At 68.1% G+C, this 22,334-nt stretch carries 18 protein-coding genes; 11 read left to right on the top strand and 7 right to left on the bottom strand.

Features of this window, described 5'->3' with window-relative positions:
• The first annotated feature begins 130 nt into the window (after window positions 1-130).
• The gene (locus ACTG4X_RS05490) at window positions 131-1,468 is read left to right on the top strand and encodes an MFS transporter (RefSeq protein WP_093178278.1); all 1,338 of its coding nucleotides are present in this window, start codon (window positions 131-133) and stop codon (window positions 1,466-1,468) included.
• A gap of 13 nt (window positions 1,469-1,481) precedes the next feature.
• Here ACTG4X_RS05490 and ACTG4X_RS05485 read toward each other — a convergent pair whose 3' ends face one another.
• A complete protein-coding gene (locus ACTG4X_RS05485; RefSeq protein WP_440533363.1) occupies window positions 1,482-2,198 on the bottom strand; it encodes an SDR family oxidoreductase in 717 nt (238 codons plus the stop codon).
• Between the two features lie 80 nt (window positions 2,199-2,278).
• Between ACTG4X_RS05485 and ACTG4X_RS05480 the strand changes: the two genes are divergently transcribed.
• The 3 genes from ACTG4X_RS05480 to priA all read left to right on the top strand — a co-directional run bounded on the left by ACTG4X_RS05480 (window position 2,279) and on the right by priA (window position 6,910).
• A complete protein-coding gene (locus ACTG4X_RS05480) occupies window positions 2,279-3,214 on the top strand; it encodes a LysR family transcriptional regulator (RefSeq protein WP_440533362.1) in 936 nt (311 codons plus the stop codon).
• 33 nt (window positions 3,215-3,247) lie between these two features.
• Window positions 3,248-4,357 (top strand): uroporphyrinogen decarboxylase, encoded by a 1,110-nt coding sequence (hemE, locus tag ACTG4X_RS05475; RefSeq protein ID WP_440533361.1) that lies wholly within the window; start codon window positions 3,248-3,250, stop codon window positions 4,355-4,357.
• Between the two features lie 477 nt (window positions 4,358-4,834).
• Window positions 4,835-6,910: a replication restart helicase PriA gene (priA, locus tag ACTG4X_RS05470; RefSeq protein WP_093057221.1), complete on the top strand. Its 2,076-nt coding sequence runs from the start codon at window positions 4,835-4,837 to the stop codon at window positions 6,908-6,910.
• A 39-nt stretch (window positions 6,911-6,949) separates the two neighbouring features.
• On the opposite strand, the gene ACTG4X_RS05465 is transcribed toward priA, so the two are convergent.
• The gene (locus ACTG4X_RS05465) at window positions 6,950-7,159 is read right to left on the bottom strand and encodes a hypothetical protein (protein ID WP_093079274.1); all 210 of its coding nucleotides are present in this window, start codon (window positions 7,157-7,159) and stop codon (window positions 6,950-6,952) included.
• Between the two features lie 240 nt (window positions 7,160-7,399).
• Here ACTG4X_RS05465 and ACTG4X_RS05460 point away from each other — a divergent pair, with 240 nt between their 5' ends.
• The gene (locus ACTG4X_RS05460) at window positions 7,400-8,077 is read left to right on the top strand and encodes a hypothetical protein (RefSeq protein WP_097200265.1); all 678 of its coding nucleotides are present in this window, start codon (window positions 7,400-7,402) and stop codon (window positions 8,075-8,077) included.
• Here the strand turns inward: ACTG4X_RS05460 and ACTG4X_RS05455 are convergent.
• Window positions 8,066-9,091, bottom strand: a complete 1,026-nt coding sequence (locus ACTG4X_RS05455) for an AEC family transporter (RefSeq protein ID WP_097200266.1) — start codon at window positions 9,089-9,091, stop codon at window positions 8,066-8,068. The genes ACTG4X_RS05460 and ACTG4X_RS05455 overlap by 12 nt on opposite strands.
• 148 nt (window positions 9,092-9,239) lie before the next feature.
• Here ACTG4X_RS05455 and ACTG4X_RS05450 point away from each other — a divergent pair, with 148 nt between their 5' ends.
• The 5 genes from ACTG4X_RS05450 to ACTG4X_RS05430 all read left to right on the top strand — a co-directional run bounded on the left by ACTG4X_RS05450 (window position 9,240) and on the right by ACTG4X_RS05430 (window position 15,523).
• Window positions 9,240-11,345 (top strand): ATP-dependent helicase, encoded by a 2,106-nt coding sequence (locus tag ACTG4X_RS05450; protein WP_093057218.1) that lies wholly within the window; start codon window positions 9,240-9,242, stop codon window positions 11,343-11,345.
• On the top strand, window positions 11,342-11,803 hold the full coding sequence (locus tag ACTG4X_RS05445) for a hypothetical protein (RefSeq protein ID WP_097200267.1): 462 nt from the start codon (window positions 11,342-11,344) through the stop codon (window positions 11,801-11,803). Before ACTG4X_RS05450 ends, ACTG4X_RS05445 begins: the two co-directional genes overlap by 4 nt.
• Window positions 11,803-12,978 (top strand): phospholipase A, encoded by a 1,176-nt coding sequence (locus tag ACTG4X_RS05440; RefSeq protein ID WP_097200268.1) that lies wholly within the window; start codon window positions 11,803-11,805, stop codon window positions 12,976-12,978. Before ACTG4X_RS05445 ends, ACTG4X_RS05440 begins: the two co-directional genes overlap by 1 nt.
• A 25-nt stretch (window positions 12,979-13,003) precedes the next feature.
• Complete coding sequence (nadE, locus tag ACTG4X_RS05435) at window positions 13,004-13,843, top strand: ammonia-dependent NAD(+) synthetase (protein WP_440533360.1); 840 nt, start codon at window positions 13,004-13,006, stop codon at window positions 13,841-13,843.
• A 279-nt stretch (window positions 13,844-14,122) separates the two neighbouring features.
• Window positions 14,123-15,523 carry a coniferyl aldehyde dehydrogenase gene (locus ACTG4X_RS05430; protein ID WP_440533359.1) on the top strand — a complete coding sequence of 467 codons (1,401 nt, stop codon included), beginning with the start codon at window positions 14,123-14,125 and terminating at the stop codon, window positions 15,521-15,523.
• 4 nt (window positions 15,524-15,527) lie between these two features.
• Here ACTG4X_RS05430 and ACTG4X_RS05425 read toward each other — a convergent pair whose 3' ends face one another.
• The 4 genes from ACTG4X_RS05425 to ACTG4X_RS05410 form a co-directional block, all read right to left on the bottom strand.
• Window positions 15,528-15,917: a hypothetical protein gene (locus ACTG4X_RS05425; protein ID WP_440533358.1), complete on the bottom strand. Its 390-nt coding sequence runs from the start codon at window positions 15,915-15,917 to the stop codon at window positions 15,528-15,530.
• Between the two features lie 53 nt (window positions 15,918-15,970).
• Entirely contained in the window at window positions 15,971-17,338 is a 1,368-nt protein-coding gene (locus ACTG4X_RS05420) for a sigma-54-dependent transcriptional regulator (protein WP_093079292.1), read from the bottom strand.
• A 7-nt stretch (window positions 17,339-17,345) separates the two neighbouring features.
• A complete protein-coding gene (locus tag ACTG4X_RS05415) occupies window positions 17,346-19,199 on the bottom strand; it encodes a sensor histidine kinase (protein WP_440533357.1) in 1,854 nt (617 codons plus the stop codon).
• A gap of 93 nt (window positions 19,200-19,292) precedes the next feature.
• Window positions 19,293-20,654 (bottom strand): dicarboxylate/amino acid:cation symporter, encoded by a 1,362-nt coding sequence (locus tag ACTG4X_RS05410; RefSeq protein WP_093057210.1) that lies wholly within the window; start codon window positions 20,652-20,654, stop codon window positions 19,293-19,295.
• Window positions 20,655-20,906: 252 nt separating this feature from the next.
• Here ACTG4X_RS05410 and ACTG4X_RS05405 point away from each other — a divergent pair, with 252 nt between their 5' ends.
• A complete protein-coding gene (locus ACTG4X_RS05405; RefSeq protein ID WP_440533356.1) occupies window positions 20,907-22,325 on the top strand; it encodes an MFS transporter in 1,419 nt (472 codons plus the stop codon).
• The last annotated feature ends 9 nt before the right edge of the window (window positions 22,326-22,334 follow it).

Below are 22,334 nucleotides of genomic sequence, written 5' to 3'. Positions count from 1 at the left end.
CGTCCGCGCGACGCAACGTAACGCAATGCGCGCGTGACAGCTACCTGACCTGCGCAGTCAGGTAGCGGTCGGGGAGTCCGGCCTACCCTTGTGCGAGCACATCGCCAATACAGCCCAAGGGGACAAAAAGATGAATCCTGCGCCCAACGCTGCGCAATCGGGCACGGCCGCCCACGCCTCCACCGCCTCGTCCTCCAAGGTCGCCACCGTCCTGCGCGTGACCGGCGGCAACTTCATGGAGATGTTCGACTTCTTCCTGTTCGGCTTCTATGCCACGCAGATCTCGAAGGCGTTCTTCCCCGCGGGCAACGAATTCGCCTCGCTGATGCTGACCTTCATGACCTTCGGCGCGGGCTTCCTGATGCGGCCGCTGGGTGCGATCTTTCTCGGCGCGTACGTCGACCGCGTCGGCCGCCGCAAGGGCCTGATCGTCACGCTCGCGCTGATGGCCGTCGGCACGCTGCTGATCGCCTGCGTGCCGGCCTACGCCACCATCGGCCTGGCCGCGCCGCTGCTGGTGCTGATCGGCCGGCTGCTGCAGGGCTTCTCGGCCGGCGTGGAGCTGGGCGGCGTGTCGGTGTACCTGTCGGAAATGGCGACACCGGGCCACAAGGGCTTCTACGTGAGCTGGCAGTCGGCCAGCCAGCAGGTGGCCATCGTCGTCGCGGCCGCGCTCGGCTACTGGCTCAATGTGACCTTCACCTCGCAGGAGATCGGCGACTTCTACTGGCGCATTCCCTTCTTCGTGGGCTGCCTGATCGTGCCGGTGCTGTTCATCATCCGCCGCTCGCTGCAGGAAACCGAGGAGTTCATGGCGCGCAAGCACCGCCCCGACGCGCGCGAGATCTTCCAGTCGATGGTCGCCAACTGGGGCCTCGTGGTCGCCGGGATGATGCTGGTGTCGATGACCACCGTGTCGTTCTACCTGATCACCGTCTACACGCCCACCTTCGGCAAGGCCGTGCTGCACCTGAGCACCACCGACGCGCTGATCGTCACGCTGTGCGTGGCCATCTCCAACTTCATCTGGCTGCCGATCATGGGCTCGCTGTCGGACCGCGTGGGCCGCAAGCCGCTGCTGATTCTGTTCACGGTGCTGACCATCCTCACGGCATATCCGTCGCTCAAGTGGCTGGTGGGCGCGCCGAGCTTCGCGCGCATGCTCGAAGTGGAGCTGTGGCTGTCGTTCCTCTATGCGAGCTACAACGGCGCGATGGTCGTGGCCCTGACCGAAGTGATGCCGGTGAACGTGCGCACCGCCGGCTTCTCGCTGGCCTACAGCCTGGCGACGGCGCTGTTCGGCGGCTTCACGCCGGCCATTGCAACCGGGCTGATCGAGATGACCGGCGACAAGGGCGCGCCGGGCCTGTGGATGACGGCAGCCGCGATCTGCGGGCTGATCGCGACGCTGGTGCTGTACCGGCGCAACGTGAGTCCGGCGGACGCACGGCGCGTGCCGGCGGTCTGATCCTCCGTCTTCTTCACACCAGCCGCAACCCGCCGTCGCACTCGATCACCGTGCCCGTGGTGTAGCCGTTCTCGATCAGGAACTGGATAGCGTGCGCCACGTCCTGCGGCTGCCCCACGCGGCCGACGGGCAGCGTCTCGACCTGCTGGCGGAACAGGTCGTCCTTCATCGCGGTCGGCACGCGGTTCCACCACGGCGTGTCGATGAGGCCGGGTGACACGGCATTCACCCGGCTCGGCTTCAGTTCGCGCGCCAGGCTGCCCACCATCGCCTCGATTGCGCCGTTGATCGCGGCCAGCCCGGCCGTGCCGGGCAGCGAATTGCGCGCGGAAATCGCCGTCACGAAAGTCAGGCTGCCGCCCTTGCGCAGCACCCGCGCACCGGCTTGCGCCGCTTCGAGCTGCGGCCAGAACTTGGCCTCGAAGCCGCGGCGCAGCGACTGAAGATCGAGTTGCGCGAACTCGCCCGCGCCCTCGCCGCCGCTGAGCGTGAGCACCAGATGGTCGACGGGCCCGGTCTTCTCGAAGAAGGCATCGAGCGCGCCGCGGTCGCAGGCATCGAAGGCCGCGCCGCTCACGTTCGCGCCCAGTCCGCCGATCGCCTCCTGCAGCTTGCCGTTGTCGCGCCCGGTCGCGATCACGCGGGCACCGCTTGCCGCGAGCCGCCGCACGGTTTCGAGCCCCACGCCCGACGAGCCGCCAACCACCACTGTCTGTTGTTCCAAAGCCATGTCGACTCCTTTGAATGCCTGATGAAGAAAGTGCCTTCAGGTTAGGGAGCGGCGCCCTATCATTCAAATCGTTTGAAACCATGGAATACATCAACGAAAGTGATTTCAGGCGGCTCGACCTGAACCTGCTGCTGGTGTTCCACGCGCTGCTGCACGAACGCAGCGTCACGCGTGCGGCGCAGCGCCTGTTCATCGGCCAGCCGGCCCTGAGCGGCGCACTCAAGCGCCTGCGCGCCGCGCTGGGCGACGAGCTGTTCGTGCGCACCTCGCACGGCATGACGCCGACGCCGCGCGCGCTCGAACTCGCGCGCGTCATCGAGCCGCTGCTGCTGTCGCTGCAGCAGGCGCTGCATGCACAGCCGGCGTTCGACCCCGCCACGGCCAAGCGCGTGTTCCGCATCGGGCTGAGCGATGCGCTCGAGGTGGCGCTGATGCCGCAGCTCATGCAGCGGCTTTCCGAACAGGCGCCGGGCGTGCGGCTCATCGCGCGCGCGGCCGACCGCACCAACGCGCCCGGCATGCTCGACGCGACCGAAATCGAGCTGGCCGTAGGCGTGTTCATCGAGTGCGCCGCATGGCACCGACAACGCGCGCTGTTCGGCTGGCACTTCGTCTGCGTCTACAACGCCGCGCTCGTGAAGACGCGGGGCAGGAAGATCACGCTGGCGGAATACCTGCACCACCCGCACCTGCTGACCTCGTTCAGTGCCGACCTGAGCGGCCTCGTCGACGATCTGCTGCGCGAGCAGGGACATGCGCGCCAGGTCGTGTTCTCCAGCCGCAACTTCGCGACCAGCCCCTTCATCGTGCGGCAGATGCCCGCCATCACCACCGTGCCCACCTTCGCCGCCGCCACGTGGCGCGACGCGCTCGGGCTGGCCGTGAGCCCGCTGCCTTTCGAGACGCCCAGCTACGAGGTCTCGCTGCTGTGGGCGGCCGCGCACGACGGCGACCCGGGCCTGAAATGGCTGGTGTCGCTGATGGCCGAGGTGTTCGGCGGCAAGCCCGTCAACTGAGAGGCCAGGACACACCCCTGCGACAATCGCGGGATGCCTTTCGCCCCACTGCACAACGACACTTTCCTGCGAGCCTGCTGGCGCCAGGCCACCGACCACACGCCCGTCTGGCTCATGCGCCAGGCCGGCCGCTATCTGCCGGAGTACGTTGCCACCCGCGCCAAGGCGGGCAGCTTCATGGGGCTGGCCACCAACACCGACTACGCCACCGAGGTCACGCTGCAGCCGCTGGAGCGCTACCCGCTCGACGCGGCCATCCTGTTTTCCGACATCCTGACGGTGCCCGACGCGATGGGCCTGGGCCTGTCGTTCGAGGCCGGCGAGGGCCCGCGCTTCGCGCGCCCGGTGCGCGACGAAGCGGCCGTGGCCGCGCTCGAAGTGCCCGACATGGACAAGCTGCGCTACGTGTTCGATGCCGTGGCCTCGATCCGCAAGGCGCTGGACGGCCGCGTGCCGCTGATCGGCTTCTCGGGCAGCCCGTGGACGCTGGCCTGCTACATGGTGGAAGGCGCGGGCTCCAGCGACTACCGCCTCGTGAAGAGCATGCTCTACAGCCGCCCCGACCTCATGCATCGCCTGCTGGCCGTGAATGCCGACTCGGTGGCCACGTACCTCAATGCCCAGATCGACACCGGCGCGCAGGCCGTGATGGTGTTCGACAGCTGGGGCGGCGTGCTGGCCGACGGCGCGTTCCAGGAATTCAGCCTCGCCTACACGGCCCGCGTGCTGGCCGGCCTCAAACGCACCGGCGCCGACGGCCAGCCCGTGCCGCGCATCGTGTTCACCAAGGGCGGCGGCCTGTGGCTCGACGCCATGCGCGAACTCGACTGCGAAGTGCTGGGCGTCGACTGGACCGTGAACCTGGCCTCGGCGCGAAAGCAGATCGCCGAAGGCTCGGACGGCAAGGCCAAGGCACTGCAGGGCAACATCGACCCCAACGTGCTGTTCGCGCCGCCCGCGCAGATCGAGGCCGAGGTGGCGAAAGTGCTGCAGGCCTTCGGCAAGCCCCACGCCGACCGCAGCACCCAGGGCCCGACGCACATCTTCAACCTGGGCCATGGCATCAGCCAGTTCACGCCGCCGGACCACGTGGCGGCGCTGGTGCAGGCGGTGCACGCCCAGTCGCGCGCGCTGCGCGGTTGACACTGCAGTCTTCGGGAACGGGCCGGCGGGGCACCGAGGCGCCCCGTAAAGTTGGTACGAAGCCGTTTGTCAAGCGCAAAAACGGCATATCGGTCTGACTTATGCACAAAACCCGTGTTGCACTGCGCAAGATTTTCCGGAGGACCTCCCTCTTTGCTCCTAAAGAGATAGCGACGCTAAGTTATTGATTTATATAGGATTTGAACTTTGCTTTTTTTCCGGGCATTCCAGCCAGAGCCTTGATTTTCAAGGCCCCGCAGCGAATCGAGCCGGCTTGTCAACAAAGTTATCCACAGAAACTCTGGACGGCCTCCAAAGCTCTGAAAAATCAACAACTTAAGCGCTCTTGCTCAAAGTCTCCTTAACAAACCTTTCCAACAAGGACCGCTCATCTCCACAGCCGGCCTCCCCTTAGACAGCGCGTCCCAGCCGACGAACGGTGCGCCACCGGCCCTGCCGTGGCGACTCGACATCGCGGTGCAGACGCCCGCGCATGCCGCGCTCGGCGACCTGCTGAGCTACGCCAGCGCCGAGCCGATGCCGCCCGGCACGCTGGTGCGCGTACCGCTGGGCAAGCGCGAAGTGCTGGGCGTGGTCTGGAACGAGCCGGTTTCGCTGGTGGGTGCCGAGCCCGACATGGCGCTGAAGCCTGTGGGCGCGGCGCTCGACGCGCTGGCCCCGCTGGGCGAGGCGTGGCGCGACCTCGTGGCCTTTGCAGCGCGCTACTACCAGCGCTCGATCGGCGAGATCGCGCTGGCCGCCCTGCCGCCGCAGCTGCGCGACCTGTCGACGACGCAGCTGGCGCGCCGGCTCAAGCGCAAGACGACGGCCGGGCCAGTGGCCGAAACAGCCGAGTCGGCGAACCTGATCGCGCTGAGCGCGGAGCAGACGGCCGCCCTGGCGCGCATCGAGGCCGAAGCAGGTACTTTTTTGCTGGTCGGCAGCACAGGCAGCGGCAAGACCGAGGTCTACCTGCGCTGCGTGGCCGACCTGCTGGCGCGCGACCCCGAGGCGCAGGCGCTGGTGATGGTGCCCGAGATCAACCTCACGCCGCAGCTCGAAGCCCGCTTCAAGGCCCGCTTCGGCGAAGAAGCGGTGGTGTCGCTGCACAGCGGCATGACCAACCCGCAGCGGCTCGCGAGCTGGCTGGCGGCGCACAGCGGCGCGGCGCGCATCGTGCTGGGCACGCGCATGGCGGTGTTCGCGTCGATCCCGGGGCTCAAGCTCATCGTGGTCGACGAAGAGCATGACCCGAGCTACAAGCAGCAGGAAGGCGCGCGCTATTCCGCGCGCGACCTCGCCGTGTGGCGCGGCCAGCGCGAAAAGGCCAAGGTGATCCTGGGCTCGGCCACGCCCTCGCTCGAAAGCTGGCACCAGAGCCGGCCCGCCGAAGGCGAAGACCCGGGCGGGCGCTATGTGCGGCTGGCCATGCCATCGCGCATCGGCGCGGGCGAGTTGCCGGCCGTGCGGCTGGTCGACATGAACCTGCAGCCGCCGAAGACGGTGATTTCGGGCGCGCTGCTCGACGCCATCGGCCAGCGCATCGCGCGCGGCGAGCAGAGCATGATCTTCCTGAACCGGCGCGGCTACGCACCGGTGCTGGCCTGCGGCGACTGCGGCTGGAAGAGCGAATGCCCGCATTGCAGCGCGTATCGCGTGTTCCACAAGATCGACCGCACGCTGCGCTGCCACCACTGCGGCTTTACCGAGCGCGTGCCGCGCGCCTGCCCGGCCTGCGGCAACCCCGACATCGCGCCCGTGGGCCGCGGCACCGAGCGGCTCGAAGAGCACCTGGCCGAGCTGTTCTCGGCCGTGAAGCACCCCGACGGCAGCGCAGTGCGCATCGCACGCATCGACGCCGACAGCACCAAGAAGCAGGGCGCGCTCGAATCGCAGCTCGCGGCCGTGCACGCGGGCGAGGTCGACGTGCTGGTCGGCACGCAGATGATCGCCAAGGGCCACGACTTCCGCCGCATCACGCTGGTGGCGGCGGTGAACCCCGACGGCGCGCTGTTCTCCAGTGACTTCCGCGCGCCCGAGCGGCTGTTCAGCCTGCTGATGCAGTCGGCCGGCCGCGCGGGCCGCGATGCCGCGTATCTCGCGGCGCAGGGCGCCAAGGCCGAAATGTGGATCCAGACGCACCATGCGCAGCACCCGCTGTTCATGGCGCTGCGCAAGCACGACTACGCCAGCTTCGCGCAGCAGCAGCTCGACGAGCGCCGCGCGGCCGGCATGCCGCCCTTCGCGTTCCAGGCGCTGCTGCGGGCCGATGCGCGAGAGCAGTCGGTGGCGCAGGGCTTCCTGAACATCGCAGCCGATCAGGCCGAGGCGCTGCCGGGCTCCGACCTCGTCACGCGCTACCCGGCTGTGCCGCTGGCGATCCAGCGCGTGGCCAATGTGGAACGTGCGCAGATGCTGATCGAAAGCCCCTCGCGCGCGGCGCTGCAGCGGCTGCTTGCGAGTTGGCAGCCGCTATTGCACGAGCTGCGGCGCACGCCGGAGGGCAAAGGCGTGATCCGCTGGCTCGTCGACGTCGATCCGCACAGCATCTGAGCCGATGGATCGGCGACTGGTCAACCTGAGACCGCGGTTTCAGTGGTAGCCAGTGGGCTCCTTACCCATGTCCACATAACGCAGCTCGTTGTGCCTGCGCCGCGCGATGCTCACGGGCCAAGCGAACACCACAAGGCTCAGCGCGGCGAGCGCGAGCCCGGTGGCGGTGCCGAACTTGCCGGCATGCCAGAACCAGCCGACGCCGGCGAGACAGGCCAACCACAGCAGGATGCGAAAAAGAATTGCCATTGCGCGCCCCTTCACACCTTTGACTTGCAAGCACTGTAGCAGCGCATCTGCAAACTCAAGCATTCATCTGAAGTCATAGCGATATCTATGTCTTACGGCCTGTCTCGGCCTACCCGAAAATTTGTGAAAAAAGAGTTGACGACATGCCTCGTCGCTGTTCAAGCTGTAACAGCGCGCGAACTCCTCGCGGGTTTCGCGTTCCAAACTGGCTCGCTCATCGAAGGCAAAGGGTAGGTCGCCGTGAAACCGCCGTCTTTCTCAGGTTGGGTTCTCTCGCTCGCGTCGTGCCTCGCCTGCGCTTTTGCCGCACCCGCCGCCTCGGCGGCCGAGCTCGATCTGCAGGGCAGCCGCCTGGTGGTGTCGGGCATGCTCGACGGCACCGCGATCAAGGAATTCACCGACCAGCTGGGCAGCGGAACAGTCCATACCGTGGTCTTCGAAGATTCGTTCGGCGGCACCGCCGAAGCAGCGGGCGCATATGCCGACGCCATCCGCGCGAGCGGCGTGCAGACCGAAATACGAGGCCAGTGCATGGCCGCCTGCGCCTATGCCTTCCTGGCCGGCAAGACACACCGCTTCGGCTATGGCCTGCAGGTCAACGGCATCCTGCTGCCGGTCGCGTCGCGCCCCACGGCCGCCGAGCTGGCAATACGCTGGCGCGGCGACGAGGCCCACAAGACGCTGGCCGACTTCACGCCCACCACCACCTCGGCAGCCAAGCCGGTGGAAGCCAGCGCCCCGCCCGTCGTCAAGGACAACTGGCAGCCCGACCACGGCGTGCTTTTCACCGCGAGCCCGACGCTCTTCGGCCGCATCTACAACACCTACTACTGCGACGGCACGCAGGGCCGCGACTTCTCGAAGTGCGAGCGCCTTGCCGATGCCGATCCGTACAAGCTCGGCGTCCTAACCCCGTAGCACGCTCACCGCGAGCGGAAAGCTGCAGAAGGCGATCGCCGTCGTCCACAGGATGATGCGCGCGATGCGCCCGTTGTCCGCACTGAAGCGCTCGGCCAGCATCGACACGTTGCTCGCGCTCGGCAGCGCCGCGACCAGCACGATCACCACCAGCGCCTCGTGCGACAGCGGCAACCCGAGCGCGATGGCGCCCAGCCCCAGGCCCCACACCAGCAGCGGATGCGCGAGCAGCTTCACCGCCACCACCGGCAGCACGTCGCTCCATGGCGCCTTGGTCGCAGGGCTGCGCGCCGTGGTGCCCATGGCCTCGGCCACCGCGGCGCTGGCGCCATGCTCGCGCGCCAGCAGCGCCGAACGGGCCAGCACCGCCCCGATGGTGAAGAGCGCCACCGGCGAGGCCGCATCGGCCAGCATGGCGATGGTGCGCTCGATGGGCCCCGGCAGCGGCCAGCGCGCAGCCGACAGCAGCACGCCCAGCAGGATCGACCACGGCATCGGGTTGACCAGAATCCCGCGCAGCGCCTTGCGCGCGGCCTGCGTGGCGCCGTGCCGTCCCGCGCCGCCTGCACCGTCGAGGCGCGACAGCGCAATGCACAGCGACGACGTCACCACGAGGTCGAACGCGATCGTGATGATCATCGGCCCCGCTGCCTGAGCCCCAAGGATGGCCACCAGCAGCGGCACGCCCATGAAGCCGGTGTTCGGAAACGCCGCCACCAGCGCGCCGAAGGCCGCGTCGTTCCAGCCGATGCGCGCATTGCGCGTGAACGTCACCACGCCCGCCACCACGGCCAGCGCGCTGATGCCCCAGACCAGTGCAACGCTGCCGTCCAGCAACTGGCCGATGGGCGTGCCCGCGCCGAAGCGCAGCAGCATGCACGGCAGCGCGAAATACAGCACGAAGGTGTTGAGGCCGGGAATGGCATCCAGCGGCAGGATGCGGGCGCGCGCCGCGCCATAGCCGGCCGCGATTAACGCGAAGAAAGGGAAGGTAACAAGGAATACAGGCAGCACCGGACCATTGTCGTTGGCCTCCAGCAGGCTGCATCGGCGTGTCTGGCCTACAACCCCGCGGGGGGCCGGCCCCGTATCATTGCCCGCTTTGCGCCTGCCGTTCCCCACGGCGTTCTTCACGGCCTTTTTCCGGTTCTCTTTTTCTCCAATGTCTCACGGTCTCAATCCCGCGCAGCTCGAAGCTGTCAACTACATGTACGGTCCCTGCCTGGTGCTTGCCGGTGCGGGCTCGGGCAAGACGCGGGTGATCACTCACAAGATCGGCCGCCTCATCCAGTCGGGCATCGCGCCCCAGCGCATCGCGGCCATCACCTTCACCAACAAGGCAGCCGCAGAAATGCGCGAGCGCGCCAAAGACCTGATCGGCAAGGACGCACGCAAGGTCGTTGTCTGCACCTTCCACGCGCTGGGCGTGCGCATGATGCGCGAGGACGGCGCCGTGCTCGGCCTGAAGAAGGCCTTCAGCATTCTCGACAGCGACGACGTCACCAAGATCCTGAAAGACGCCGGCGGCACCACCGACGCGGCCACCGCCCGCATCTGGCAGTGGACCATCAGCAAGTGGAAGAACATGGGCCTGAACGCCGCGCAGGCCGAGGCCCAGGCCGCGGACGACAACGAGCGCATCACCGCGAAGATCATGGGCCGCTACGAAGAGCGCCTGGCGGCCTACCAGAGCGTGGACTTCGACGACCTGATCGGCATGCCGCTGAAGCTGCTCTACGAATTTCCCGAGGTGCGCGCCAAGTGGCAGGCCGCGCTCGGCCACATCCTGGTGGACGAATATCAGGACACCAACGCCACCCAGTACGAAGTGCTCAAGGCCCTGGCCGGCGAGCGCGGCCACTTCACCGCGGTGGGCGACGACGACCAGTCCATCTACGGCTGGCGCGGCGCCACGCTCGACAACCTGCGCAAGCTGCCGGTCGACTATCCCAAGCTCAAGGTCATCAAGCTGGAGCAGAACTACCGCTCCACCAGCGCCATCCTGCGCGCGGCCAACAACGTGATCGGGCCCAACCCCAAGCTGTTTCCGAAGACGCTGTTCTCCGAGCTCGGCGAAGGCGAGCCGGTGCGCATCGTCGATGCCGACAGCGAAGTGCACGAGGCCGAGCGCGCGGTGGCGCGCATCGTGAGCATCCGCGCGGGCGACGCCATCACGCAGGGCAAGCAGCACAAGGAGTTCCGCGACTTCGCCATCCTGTACCGCGCCAATCACCAGGCACGCGTGTTCGAGCAGGCGCTGCGCAAGGCGCAGATTCCGTACAAGGTCTCGGGCGGCCAGAGCTTCTTCGACCGCGCCGAAATCAAGGACCTGTGCGGCTGGTTCCGCCTGTGGGTCAACAACGACGACGACCCGGCGTTCCTGCGCGCCATCACCACGCCCAAGCGCGGCATCGGTCACACCACGCTCGCGAGCCTGGGCACCTTCGCAAGCCAGTACAAGCTGAGCCTGTTCGAGGCGCTGTTCAGCCCCTCGCTGCCCAGCGTGATGCCCAAGCGCACGCTCGAGGGCATCCACGAGTTCGGCCGCTACATCAACGACCTGGAATACCGCGCGCGCCGCACCATGGGCGCGGAAGACTCGCGCACCTTCATGCTCGACTGGCTGAAGGAGATCGACTACGAGAAGCACCTGTACGACGGCGAGGACAGCGAAGCCGCCGCGGCCTCGCGCTGGACCAACGTGCTCGAGTTTGTCGACTGGATGTCGCAGCGCGCCGGCGGCACGCTGGACGACGCCTCGGGCGCCAACGACAACATCGAGACCGAACGCAAGAGCCTGCTCGAGGTGGCGCAGACCATCTCGCTGCTGTCGACCATCAGCGAGCGCGAGCAAGACCAGGACGTGGTCACGCTCTCGACGCTGCACGCCTCCAAGGGCCTCGAATGGCCGCACGTGATGCTGATCGGCGTGAGCGAGGGCCTGCTGCCCTTCAAGCTCGACGACGACAACGGCCGCCAGCAGAAGGTGAGCGAAGACACGCTGCAGCGGCTGCAGGAAGAGCGCCGCCTGATGTACGTGGGCATCACGCGCGCGCAACGCAGCCTGGCCGTGAGCTGGACCAAGAAGCGCAAGCAGGGCCGCGAAATGGTGCCCTGCATACCCAGCCGCTTCATCGCCGAGATGGGCCTCGACAAGGAAACCATCAAGGAAGACCCGCGCGAAAAACTCAAGGCGCTGCGCGCCGAGTTCGCGCGCAAGGCGCAGGACAGCGCGGCAAAGGCGGCGGCAGCCGCAGCAGCGCCATGAGAACGGCCGCCACTGCCGCGCTGCTGGCCGGCGCCCTGCTCGTACTGTCGGGCTGCGCCTCCGTAAGGGCCAGCGCCGACTGCCCCGCCGACGCGCGCGACCTGCCGGTGCAATCGCTCTACGGCCGCTGGGAAGCTCGCTTCGACAACCTGCCGGCCGTGGCCGCCGTGCAGCTCGGCAAGCACCCCGACTACGACGGCGTGCGCGGCACCATCACGCGCAACGGCGCCAACCCCGCGAAGGCCACGATCGCGCAGCTCGCGGGCGACGTGGACGACGAAGGCGCACTCTCCATCGACGAATCGCAGGACGGCCGCGCCATCAGCGGCGTGTGGTCGGGCAAGCTGCAGGCCGGCTCCTGCGGGCGCGAATTCAGGGGCACGTGGCGCAACGCCGCGGACGAAAGCACGCATCCCTTCGTGCTCAGCAAGACGGTTGCCCAGGAAGGAAAGCAATGATGACGACGACACGACGACAACCCCGTTTCAACCTCCGCGCGCTCGCAGCCGTGGCCGCCTGCCTCGGCGGCGCCGCCGCGGTGCACGCACAGGCCGTGGACAAGCCAGCGAGCCCGCTGGCCGACTCCCAGCTCACCTGGCAGCAGTGCGCCGCGCTCGGCGCCAACAACGAAGCGCGCCTGGCCTGCTTCGACCGCTGGGCGCAGCAGCAGACGCTGCCTTCGGTGTCGGTGCCCGTGGCGCCGCCCGTGCTGGCGACCACGCAGCCGCCGGTGGACTCATCGATCCCGGCCACGCGCATCGTCTCGGTCGCCACCACCGAAGGCTGCCGCGACCGCCAGTACTCGGCGCTCTCGCGCTTCTGGGAACTGGAGAACGCCACCGACTGCGGCACCTTCGGCTTCCGCGGCTACCGCCCGCTCAACGTGTCGGCCTCGGCCGCCACCAAGAAGCCCGAGACGCCGACCTCGCCCTCGGCCGGCCACACCGCCGACCCGGTGGCCTACCAGGCCAACGAGATGCGCATCGGCCTGTCGGTGCGCACCAAGCTCGCGCAAGGCATGCTCACGCAGGACGACCCGACCAAGAAAGACTCGCTGTGGTTCGCCTACAGCCAGCAGTCGACCTGGCAGCTGTTCAACGGCGCCATCTCGCGGCCCTTCCGCACCACCGACCACGAACCCGAGCTGATGTATGTCTACCCGACCGACTTCAAGCTGCCGGGTGGCTGGCGCTGGCGCTATTCGGGCCTGGGCATCGTGCACCAGTCGAACGGCCAGACCCTGCCGCTGTCGCGCAGCTGGAACCGCGTGTACCTGATGGGCGGCGCCGAGCTCGACGACCGCTTCACCATCACCGGCCGCATCTGGAAGCGCATTTCCGAGAATGCCGCCAAGGACGACAACCCCGACATCGCCGACTACTACGGCCGCGCCGAAATCACCGGCCGCTGGAACCTCAACCGCGACAACCAGCTCGCCGTGACCGTGCGCAACAACCTGCGCGACAGCGGCCGCGGCTCGGTGCGCCTCGAATGGCTCAAGGCCATCGGCGACCCGACCAAGAGCAACCTGCGCTTCCACACGCAGCTGTTCTCGGGCTATGGCGACACGCTGGTGGACTACAACCGCAAGCGCACGGTGCTGAGCATTGGTCTCAGCCTCGTCGATTTCTGATTCACTTCACACGTCGTATCCCACAATGAGCGCAGACCTCACTCCCGTCGACGACACGCAGCGCGAGATCATCGCGGCGCTGCATGTCGCGCCCGTCTTCGATGCCGCCCACGAGCTGGAGCGCCGCACCGACTTTCTCGCCAGCTACCTGAAGCGCACCGGCCTGAAGACGCTGGTGCTGGGCATCAGCGGCGGCGTCGATTCGCTGACCGCCGGCTGCCTCGCGCAGCGCGCCATCGAGCGGCTGCGCGCCACGGGCTACGACGCCACCTTCATCGCGATGCGCCTGCCCTACGGCGTGCAGAAGGACGAAGCCGAAGCGCAGGCTTCGCTCGCGGTGATGAAGCCCGACCGCACCATCACCGTCGACATCCGCCCCGCCGCCGACGGCATGCTCGCCGCGCTGAAGGCCGGCGACCTGACCTTCCGCGACGCGGCACATGAAGACTTCGTGCTCGGCAACATCAAGGCGCGCCAGCGCATGATTGCGCAGTTCGCGGTGGCCGGCGCGCACGACGGCATCGTCATCGGCACCGACCATGCGGCCGAGGCGCTGATGGGATTCTTCACCAAGTTCGGCGACGGCGCGGCCGACATCACGCCGCTCACCGGCCTCAACAAGCGCCGCGTGCGCGCGGTGGCACAACTGCTGGGCGCGCCCGACGCGCTGGTCTACAAGGTGCCCACCGCCGACCTCGAATCGCTGGTGCCGGGCAAGCCCGACGAAGATGCCTTCGGCGTCACCTACGAGCAGATCGACGACTTCCTCGAAGGCAAGCCGGTGTCGGCCGCGGCCCGACAGATCATTCTTGCGACGCATCGCAAGAGCGCCCACAAGCGCGCGCTGCCCGTCGAGCCCTTCTGACGGCGGCGGCCGCGGGGTTCGCCCGCGGCCTTTTTTCTTTTTTCGAAACGCATAGCGCCCTGCCCAGGGCGCTACTTGGCGCTGGCCGAGCATGAGTCGCCCAGGGGCTGCAGTTCAATGGCATCCTCGGGCACAGTGCCAACCAGGAGAGCGTGAACGGCCCGTCATCACCGAAGGCGTGTTGCTGCAGTTCGGCGACCTCGTCGCGCAGCGCGGCGGCACAGTGCAGGATCGCTGGGCGGTGTATCAACAAACGGGCTGAGGCCTTCGCAACAAACCATGACACACGACGACATGCGACAGACCTTCGACACCATGCGCGCCGCGAGCCTGCGCGCGCAGACGCCGCCGTGGAGCGAGCGCGCCGACCGCTTGAAGCGCCTGCGTGCGCTGGTGAAAGACAACCGCCAGGAAATCGCTGCCGCCATCAGCGCCGACTTCCACCACCGGGCCTTTCAGGAAACCGAGCTTGCCGAAGTGTTCCCCTGCATCGAGGGCGTGCAGCACGCGCTCGCGCACGGCAAGGCATGGATGCGCGTGCGCCGCCGCTCCACGGGCCTGTGGTTCAAGCCCGCATCGTCGCGGATCATGCCGCAGCCGCTGGGCGTGGTGGGCATCGTGGTGCCGTGGAACTATCCGCTGTATCTGGCGGTGGGGCCGATGACCGCGGCGCTGGCGGCGGGCAACCGGCTGATGGTGAAGCAGTCGGAGTTCACGCCGCGCTTCGCCGAGCTGTTCGCCGCGCTGGTGCGAAAGCAGTTTGCCGAAGACGAGATCGCCATCGTCAACGGCGATGCCGAGACCGCGCGCGCCTTCTCCAGCCTGCCCTTCGACCATTTGCTGTTCACCGGTTCGACCGCCGTCGGCCACCACGTGATGCGCGCCGCGAGCGAGCATCTCACGCCGGTGACGCTGGAGCTGGGCGGCAAGTCGCCCGCGATCATCGGGCCCGAAGCCAACTTCGACAAGGCCGTCGAACGCATCCTGGTCGGCAAGACGCTCAACGCGGGCCAGACCTGCATCGCGCCCGACTACGTGCTGCTGCTCGAAGGCCAGCAGCAGCGCTTTGCCGACAGCGCCCGGCGCCTGTTCGCCTCGATGTACCCCACGCTGGCCACCAACACCGACTACACGAGCATCGTGAGCCCGCGCCACTTTGCACGGCTGCAGGAGCTGTCGGCGCTGGCGCAGGAGCAGGGCGCCTCTGCCCTGCCCTTGTCCGACACCGCACCCGACCCCGCAACGCGCCGCTTTCCACCCGTGCTGCTGACCGGCGTGAACGACGGCATGCGTGTGATGCAGGAAGAAATCTTCGGCCCGCTGCTGCCGGTGCTGACCTACAAGGGCATCGACGAAGCCATTGCGTACGTCAACGCACACCCTCGCCCGCTCGCGCTGTACCTGTTCGAGAAGAACAGCGCGACCATCGACAGCGTGATGGAAAACACGGTGACCGGCGGCGTGTCGATCAACGAGACCCTGCTGCATGTCGCACAAGACAACCTGCCCTTCGGCGGCGTAGGCGCCAGCGGCATGGGCGCGTACCACGGCGAGCACGGCTTCGAGACCTTCTCGAAGATGAAGCCGATCTTTCACCAGTCGGCGCTGAATGGCCTGGGCCTGTTCAAGCCGCCCTACGGCAAGACCTTCGAACGGATGATGAAGCTGCTGGTGCGCTGAAGAATCAGGGTGCGGGAATGCTGGCGCCGTCGCCGTTGTCGCGGACGACGGCGTCGTAGCTGCAGACGGCCTGGCCCCTTGCGTCGTACAGGGGCCAGCGCACCCGCGTGCCGTCGGGCGCCGCGTGCGCCACCTGCATCGAAGACGCGTCGATGTTCGCGCCAACGTGGGCATAGCGCGCGTCCACGGTCATGGGCACATGGGGCGAAAAGGCCTGGTAGCCGGGCAGGTCGAACCATTCGTCATGCGCGAGCATGCTGCGCTGGGCGACCTTCCGGACGCGGTGCCGCAGGAAGTGCTGGTCGGCGTCGCGGGCGCAGAACGGTCTGCTCTTCAGGTACGCACGCATGTCGCCCACGATGTCCGCAAAGACGCCCTGGCATGCGCCCCGCATGCCGGCGAGCTGTTGATTTCCACGGAATCCTGACCCCATAAGACTCGAGCTACTTACTTGAACTCGTCCACAGTCACGCCCAGCTTGCGCACCTTGTCGTGCAGCGTCTGGCGCGCAATGCCCAGTGCGGCAGCCGTGGCCGGCTGGTCGCCGTGCTGGCGGCGCAGCTCCTCGACGATCACCGCGCGTTCGAACGACTCCACCTGCTGCGGCAACCCGCGCGGCAGGGCGGGCACGCCTTCGGCGCTGTTGCCGCCGCGCGTCTGCGTCAGGCGCTCGCCGAGCAGGCCCAGCACGAAGCGGTCGGCCACGTTGCGCAGTTCGCGCACGTTGCCGGGCCAGGCGTAGGCCATCAGGTCGGCGAGCTGCGCATTGCTCAGCAGCGGCGCGGGGCGCTCGTAGCGGCTCGCGGCCTGCAGGGTGAAGTGCTCGAACAGCAGCGGAATATCTTCGCGCCGCTCACGCAGCGGCGGCAGCTCGATGAAGGCCACGCCCAGGCGGTAGTACAGGTCGGCCCTGAACTTCTGCTGGTCGCTCATGGCCTTCAGGTCGTCCTTGCTCGCGGCCACCACGCGGCAGTCGAAGGGAATGGTCTTGTTGGAGCCGATGCGCTCGATGCTGCGCTCCTGCAGCGCGCGCAGCAGCTTGATCTGCACCGCCATCGGCATGCTCTCGATCTCGTCGAGGAACAGCGTGCCGCCGCTGGCGTATTCGAACTTGCCCACGCGCATGCGGCTGGCGCCGGTGAATGCGCCGGCCTCGTGGCCGAACAGCTCGCTCTCGGCCAGCGACTCGGGCAGGCCGCCGCAATTGAGCGGCACGAAATGCTGCCGGCGGCGCGCGCTGTGGTCGTGCAGGCAGCGCGCGACCAGCTCCTTGCCGGTGCCGGTCTCGCCGTAGACCAGCACGTCGGCGGAGGTCTCGGCCAGCGTCTTCACGGTCTGGCGCACCTGCTGCATCTGCGCCGACCGACCGATCAGCACCGACTGGATGCCCTGCCAGTTTTCCAGCGCGTCGCGCAGCGCGCGCACCTGAAGGCTGAGCTGGCGGCGCTCGATGGCATGGCGCACGATGGCCACCAGCCGCTCGGAGCTGAAAGGCTTTTCGATGAAGTCGTAGGCGCCCTCGCGCATGGCCTGCACGGCCATTGCGATGTGGCCGTGGCCGGTGACCAGGATCACGGGCAGTTCGGCATCGACGTTGCGCAGCTCGGGCAGCCACTCGGTGCCGCTCAGGCCCGGCAGGCGCACGTCGCTGATGACGACGGCCGGCACGCCGAAGCCGATGTGCGGCCGCGCGCGCTCGGCGCTGGCGAAAGATTCGACCTCGAAACCGGCCAGGGTCAGCACCTGGGTCGTGCTGATGCGGACGTCTTCGTCGTCCTCGACCAGCAGCACCCGGATGGCAGGGGCTTCGCTCACTTGGGGGTCACTCCTGTTGTGCAATGGAAAGGGGGGAATGGGAGGGGACAGGCGGGTTGTGGATCACGGCAATGGCAGCGGGCAGGTCGATGACGAAGCATGCCCCGCCGCCGTCCAGGTTGGCCGCGCGCAGTGAACCGTCCATGGACCGCACCAATTGTGCCGAGATCACAAGCCCCAGGCCCAGCCCCGAGCCCGCGGCCTTGCCGGTGACGAAGGGTTCGAACAGGCGCGGCAGGATGTCGGGGCGAATGCCCGGGCCGGTGTCTGTCACCGACAGGAGCACACGCCCCTCCTTCGGCCGTGCCTCCAGGCGCAGCGTGCGGACCGGCGCGTCCTGCATGGCGTCGATGGCGTTGCGCATCAGGTTGGCGAGCACGCTGCCCAGGGCTGCGTCTTCCGCCATGACGCTCAGCGCCGGGGGCTGCACGTCGACCTCGATGGTCACGCGCTGCTTCTTCGAGGCCTCGGCGACGATCACCTGCGCGTCGGCGATGGCGTGCGACAGCTGCACGGGCGCCAGCGGCAGCTCGCCCTTGTAGGCAAAGGTTCGCAGCTGCGAGGTCAGCCGCGCGAGCCGGTCGACCATGCCGCGGATGCGCTCGAGGTTGCCGCGCACGTCGTCAAGGCGGCTCTTGTCGAGCAGGATGGTGGCGCTCTCCGACAGGGTGCGCATGGCCGTGAGCGGCTGGTTGAGTTCGTGCACCACGCCGGCCGACATCTGGCCCAGCGCGGCCATCTTGCCGGCGTGCACCAGCTCGCCCTGTGCGGCGCGCAGCTGCGCAGTGCGCGCCACCACGGTCGATTCGAGCGTGTCGTGCGCCGCCTGCAGCGCGGCCTGGTTGGCCAGCTTCTGGCGCACCGCGCGGCGCCGCTGCCACAACGCAACGGCCACCAGCAGCAGCACCGCCATCGCGAGGCTGGCGGTAATGGCCGCATTGCGCGCCGCCACGCGCAGCGGTGCCAGGTCGTCGAGCACCACCAGCTGCCAGGGCGCGCCGCGCAGGGTGCGGGCCGAAGCGAGCTGGTCCACGCCGTCGAGCGCGATCACCTGCACGTCGCGGTCGAGCGCCTCCTTCTGCGTCCACCGCAGCGGCTGCAGGGTGGCCTCGCCGTAGGGGCGCGAGCGCAGCACCTCGGCGCGCTGCAGCGCATCGAGCGGCAGCAGCGGGCGGAACTTCAGGTCGTCGCGCGTGGAAAGAATGACCACGCCGCGCTGGTCGATCAGCGCCACGTCGCCGGGCAGCTTGCGCCAGGCGCGCTCGGTCTCTTCCAGGTTGATCTTCACGGCCACCACGCCGCGCGCGGACTGGCCGCGGCGCAACGCATACGAAAGGTAGTAGCCCGGCCGCTTGCTGGTGATGCCCACACCGTAGAAGCGGCCCCTGCCCTGCCCCAGCGCGTCGATCACGTAGGGCCGGAACGACAGGTCCTGCCCGACGGTGGTGCCGGGCTTGTCCCAGTCCGATGCCGCCAGCGAAGTGCCGGCGGCGTCGAGCACATAGAGCATCTCGGCACCGGCGGTGGCGTTGACGCCGTCGAGGTAGCGGTTGACCACGTCGCGCAGGCGAGTGTCGGTCGGCGTGCCGAGCAGCGCCGGCACGACAGGCGTCATCTCCAGCAGCGCGGGGAGGTAGTCGAAGCGGGCCAGGTCGGCGTCGAGCCCGGTCGCGAGCATGTCGAGCCGGTGTTCGGCCGCCTCGCGCAGGCGCGCCAGGCCGGCCTGCATGGCGATCTGGTGGCCGGCGAAGGCGGCCACGGCCACCAGGGCCAGTGCGCCGCACCAGCGCGGCAGGCCGCGCCATCCCCTGGCATTGTCGGAAGGTCCATCGAAACGCCGGGCCGGCTCCCTTGAAATCATGGGAGCGTTATTGCACAAGGCCGGGCCGTCCGCATCGGTGGCAGCCCGATGGCCCTGCGCCGCCCCGCCTTCGCGGGGCCGGTAAGGAAGGGGTCAGGCCTGCCGCGCCGGGCTGGCGGGCATGTGCGCCTCGGTGGCGTCGAGCACGCGCTCGGGCTCGTCGGCCTCGACCGTGCTTTCCTGGTCCAGGTGCTGATGCATGCGCACGGTGTCGAGATCGCCGGTCCACTTGGCGACCACGATGGTGGCCACGCCGTTGCCGATCAGGTTGGTGAGCGCGCGCGCTTCCGACATGAAGCGGTCGATGCCCAGGATGAGCGCGAGCCCCGCCACCGGCACATGGCCCACCGCCGACAGCGTGGCCGCCAGCACGATGAAGCCGCTGCCGGTAACGCCCGCCGCGCCCTTCGATGTGAGCAGCAGCACGGCCAGCAGCGTGAGCTGCTGCGTCAGCGTCATGTCGGTGTTGGTCGCCTGGGCGATGAACACCGCCGCCATCGTCAGATAGATCGAGGTGCCGTCGAGGTTGAACGAGTAGCCCGTGGGCACCACCAGCCCGACCACCGACTTCTTCGCGCCCAGGTTCTCCAGCTTGGCCATCATGCGCGGCAGCACCGACTCGCTCGACGAAGTGCCCAGCACGATCAGCAGTTCTTCCTTGATGTACTTGATGAACTTCCAGATGCTGAAGCCGTGGAACCTCGCTATGAGCCCCAGCACCACGAAGATGAAGAACAGGCAGGTGGCATAGAAGGTGGCCATCAGCTGGCCCAGCTGCAGCAGCGAGCTCACGCCGTACTTGCCGATGGTGAAGGCCATGGCGCCGAAGGCGCCGATGGGCGCGACCTTCATGATGTAGCCGACGATCACGAAGAGCACGTGCGAGCCCTTCTCGATCACGTCGAACACCAGCGTGCCGCGGCCGCCGAACTTGTGCAGCGCAAAGCCGAACATCACCGCGATCAGCAGCACCTGCAGGATCTCGCCCTTGGCGAAGGCGTCGACCACCGTGTTCGGGATGATGTTGAGCAGGAAGTCGGTGGTGCTCTGCATCTTGCCCGGGCCGGTGTAGGCCGCAATGCTCTTGGTGTCGAGCTGGCTCACGTCGACGTTCATGCCCGCGCCGGGCTTCACGATGTTGATGATGACCAGGCCCACCACCAGCGCGATGCTGCTGACGACCTCGAAGTACAGCAGCGCCAGGCCGCCGGTCTTGCCGACCTTCTTCATGTCTTCCATGCCGGCGATGCCCACCACCACCGTGCAGAAGATGATCGGCGCAATGATCATCTTGATCAGCTTGATGAAGCCGTCGCCCAGCGGCTTCATCGAAGCGCCGGTGTCGGGGTAGAAATGCCCCAGCAGCACCCCCAGCACGATGGCCGTGATGACCTGGAAATACAGGGATTTGTAGAAGGGCTTGGGTGCGGTGGTGTGTTCCACGGGGTGGCTCATCGGGTTGTCTCCAATTTCGTGGCCAGGCTCCGCAGCGGGGCGCGCGGCCGGCCCCGTGGTTCAGCAATCGACATGCCACGCGCGGCACCGGTCGCACCGCGCGCTAAGTCCTTGATTTGATGGACCTTTTGGTGAGCGCGCGAACCGCGGCACGCCGACGATCCGGATGGCGCGGGCAACGCCCGTCCGATCCACCGGATCAACGCCTCGGGGAAAACCCTAGCCCTCATTCAACGATGTCAGACTTGCCGCATGAACGACAACGCCCAGCCGGCAGCGGCCACGGACAGCGCCTCCAAGCGCATCGCGCTCACGGTGGCGGCGGCCTTCTTCATGGAGACGCTGGACGCCACCATCATCGTCACCGCCCTGCCGGCCATCGGCGCCGGCTTCGGCATGGGCGCGCTGGACGCGAGCCTGGGCGTCACGGTCTACCTGATCGCGATGGCGGCGCTGGTGCCGGCGGCGGGCTGGTGCGCCGGGCGCTTCGGGGCGCGGCGGGTGTTCGCGCTCGCGGTCGGCACCTTCACCGCGGCTTCGCTGGCCTGCGGGCTGGCGCCCACCTTCGAGGTGTTCGTTGCGGCGCGAGTGCTGCAGGGCGCGGCCGCGGCCTTCATGTCGCCGGTGGGCCGGCTCGTGGTGCTGCGCGAGACGCCGAAGCACAGGCTGATCGAGGCCATCGGCACCATCACCTGGCCGGGGCTCATTGCGCCGGTGATCGGCCCGCCGCTGGGCGGGCTCATCGCGACGCATGCGTCGTGGCGCTGGATCTTCCTGCTGAACGTGCCGCTGGGCCTCGTGGGCCTGTGGCTGATCATGCGGCTGTTCCCGCGCCGCACCGACGTGGCTCCGACGCGCTTCGATGCAGTCGGCTTCGTGCTCACCGCCGTTGCGCTGGCCGCGCTGGTCGAAGGCCTCACGCGCCTGGGCGGCTCGCAGCCGGGCTCGGCCACCACCCTTGGCCTGCTGGCCGTCGGCGCCGTAGCTGCGGCCGCTGCAGTGCATCATGCGCGACGGACAACAGCGCCCCTGCTCGACCTGCGCGCGCTGGCGGTGCCAACCTATGCGCTGGCCACCGCGACGGCCGGTTTCATCTCGCGCATCGCGATCAACGCCTCGCCCTTCTTGCTGCCGCTGATGTTCCAGATCGGCTTCGGCATGAACGCGTTCCAGGCGGGCTCGATGCTGCTGGTGTACATGGGCGGCAACCTCGTGATGAAGAGCGCCACCACGGCGGTGCTGCGGCGCTTCGGCTTTCGCAATGTGCTGACGGTGAACGGTGCGATCTGCGCCGCCACGCTGTTCGGCTGCGGGCTGCTGTCACCGGGCGACCCGCTGCCGTGGGTGTGCGTGCTGCTCTTCGTGGCGGGCATGGCGCGCTCGATGAACTTCACGGCCATCAACACGCTGGCCTTTGCCGACGTGCCCGACGAATCCCGCGCCGGCGCAAGCACGCTCGGCACGATGCTGCAGCAGGTCTCGCTCGCGCTCGGCGTTGCGCTGGGCGCGATGGTGCTCGGCGCGTCGAAGGCACTGCGCGGCGCGCCGGCCGTGCAGCTCGCGGATTTCCATCACGCCTGGTACGTGGTCGGCCTGCTGATGGCCATCGCAACGCTGATGACGCTGCGGCTCGACCGCCATGCGGGCATGGCAGTGTCGCGAAGGCCGTGAGAACATCGT

It is taken from the genome of Variovorax sp. YR566 (assembly GCF_051992195.1).
GTDB lineage: Bacteria > Pseudomonadota > Gammaproteobacteria > Burkholderiales > Burkholderiaceae_C > Variovorax.
The sequence above is the reverse complement of the archived record's forward strand: the minus strand, read 5'-3'. Positions and strand labels throughout refer to the sequence as shown.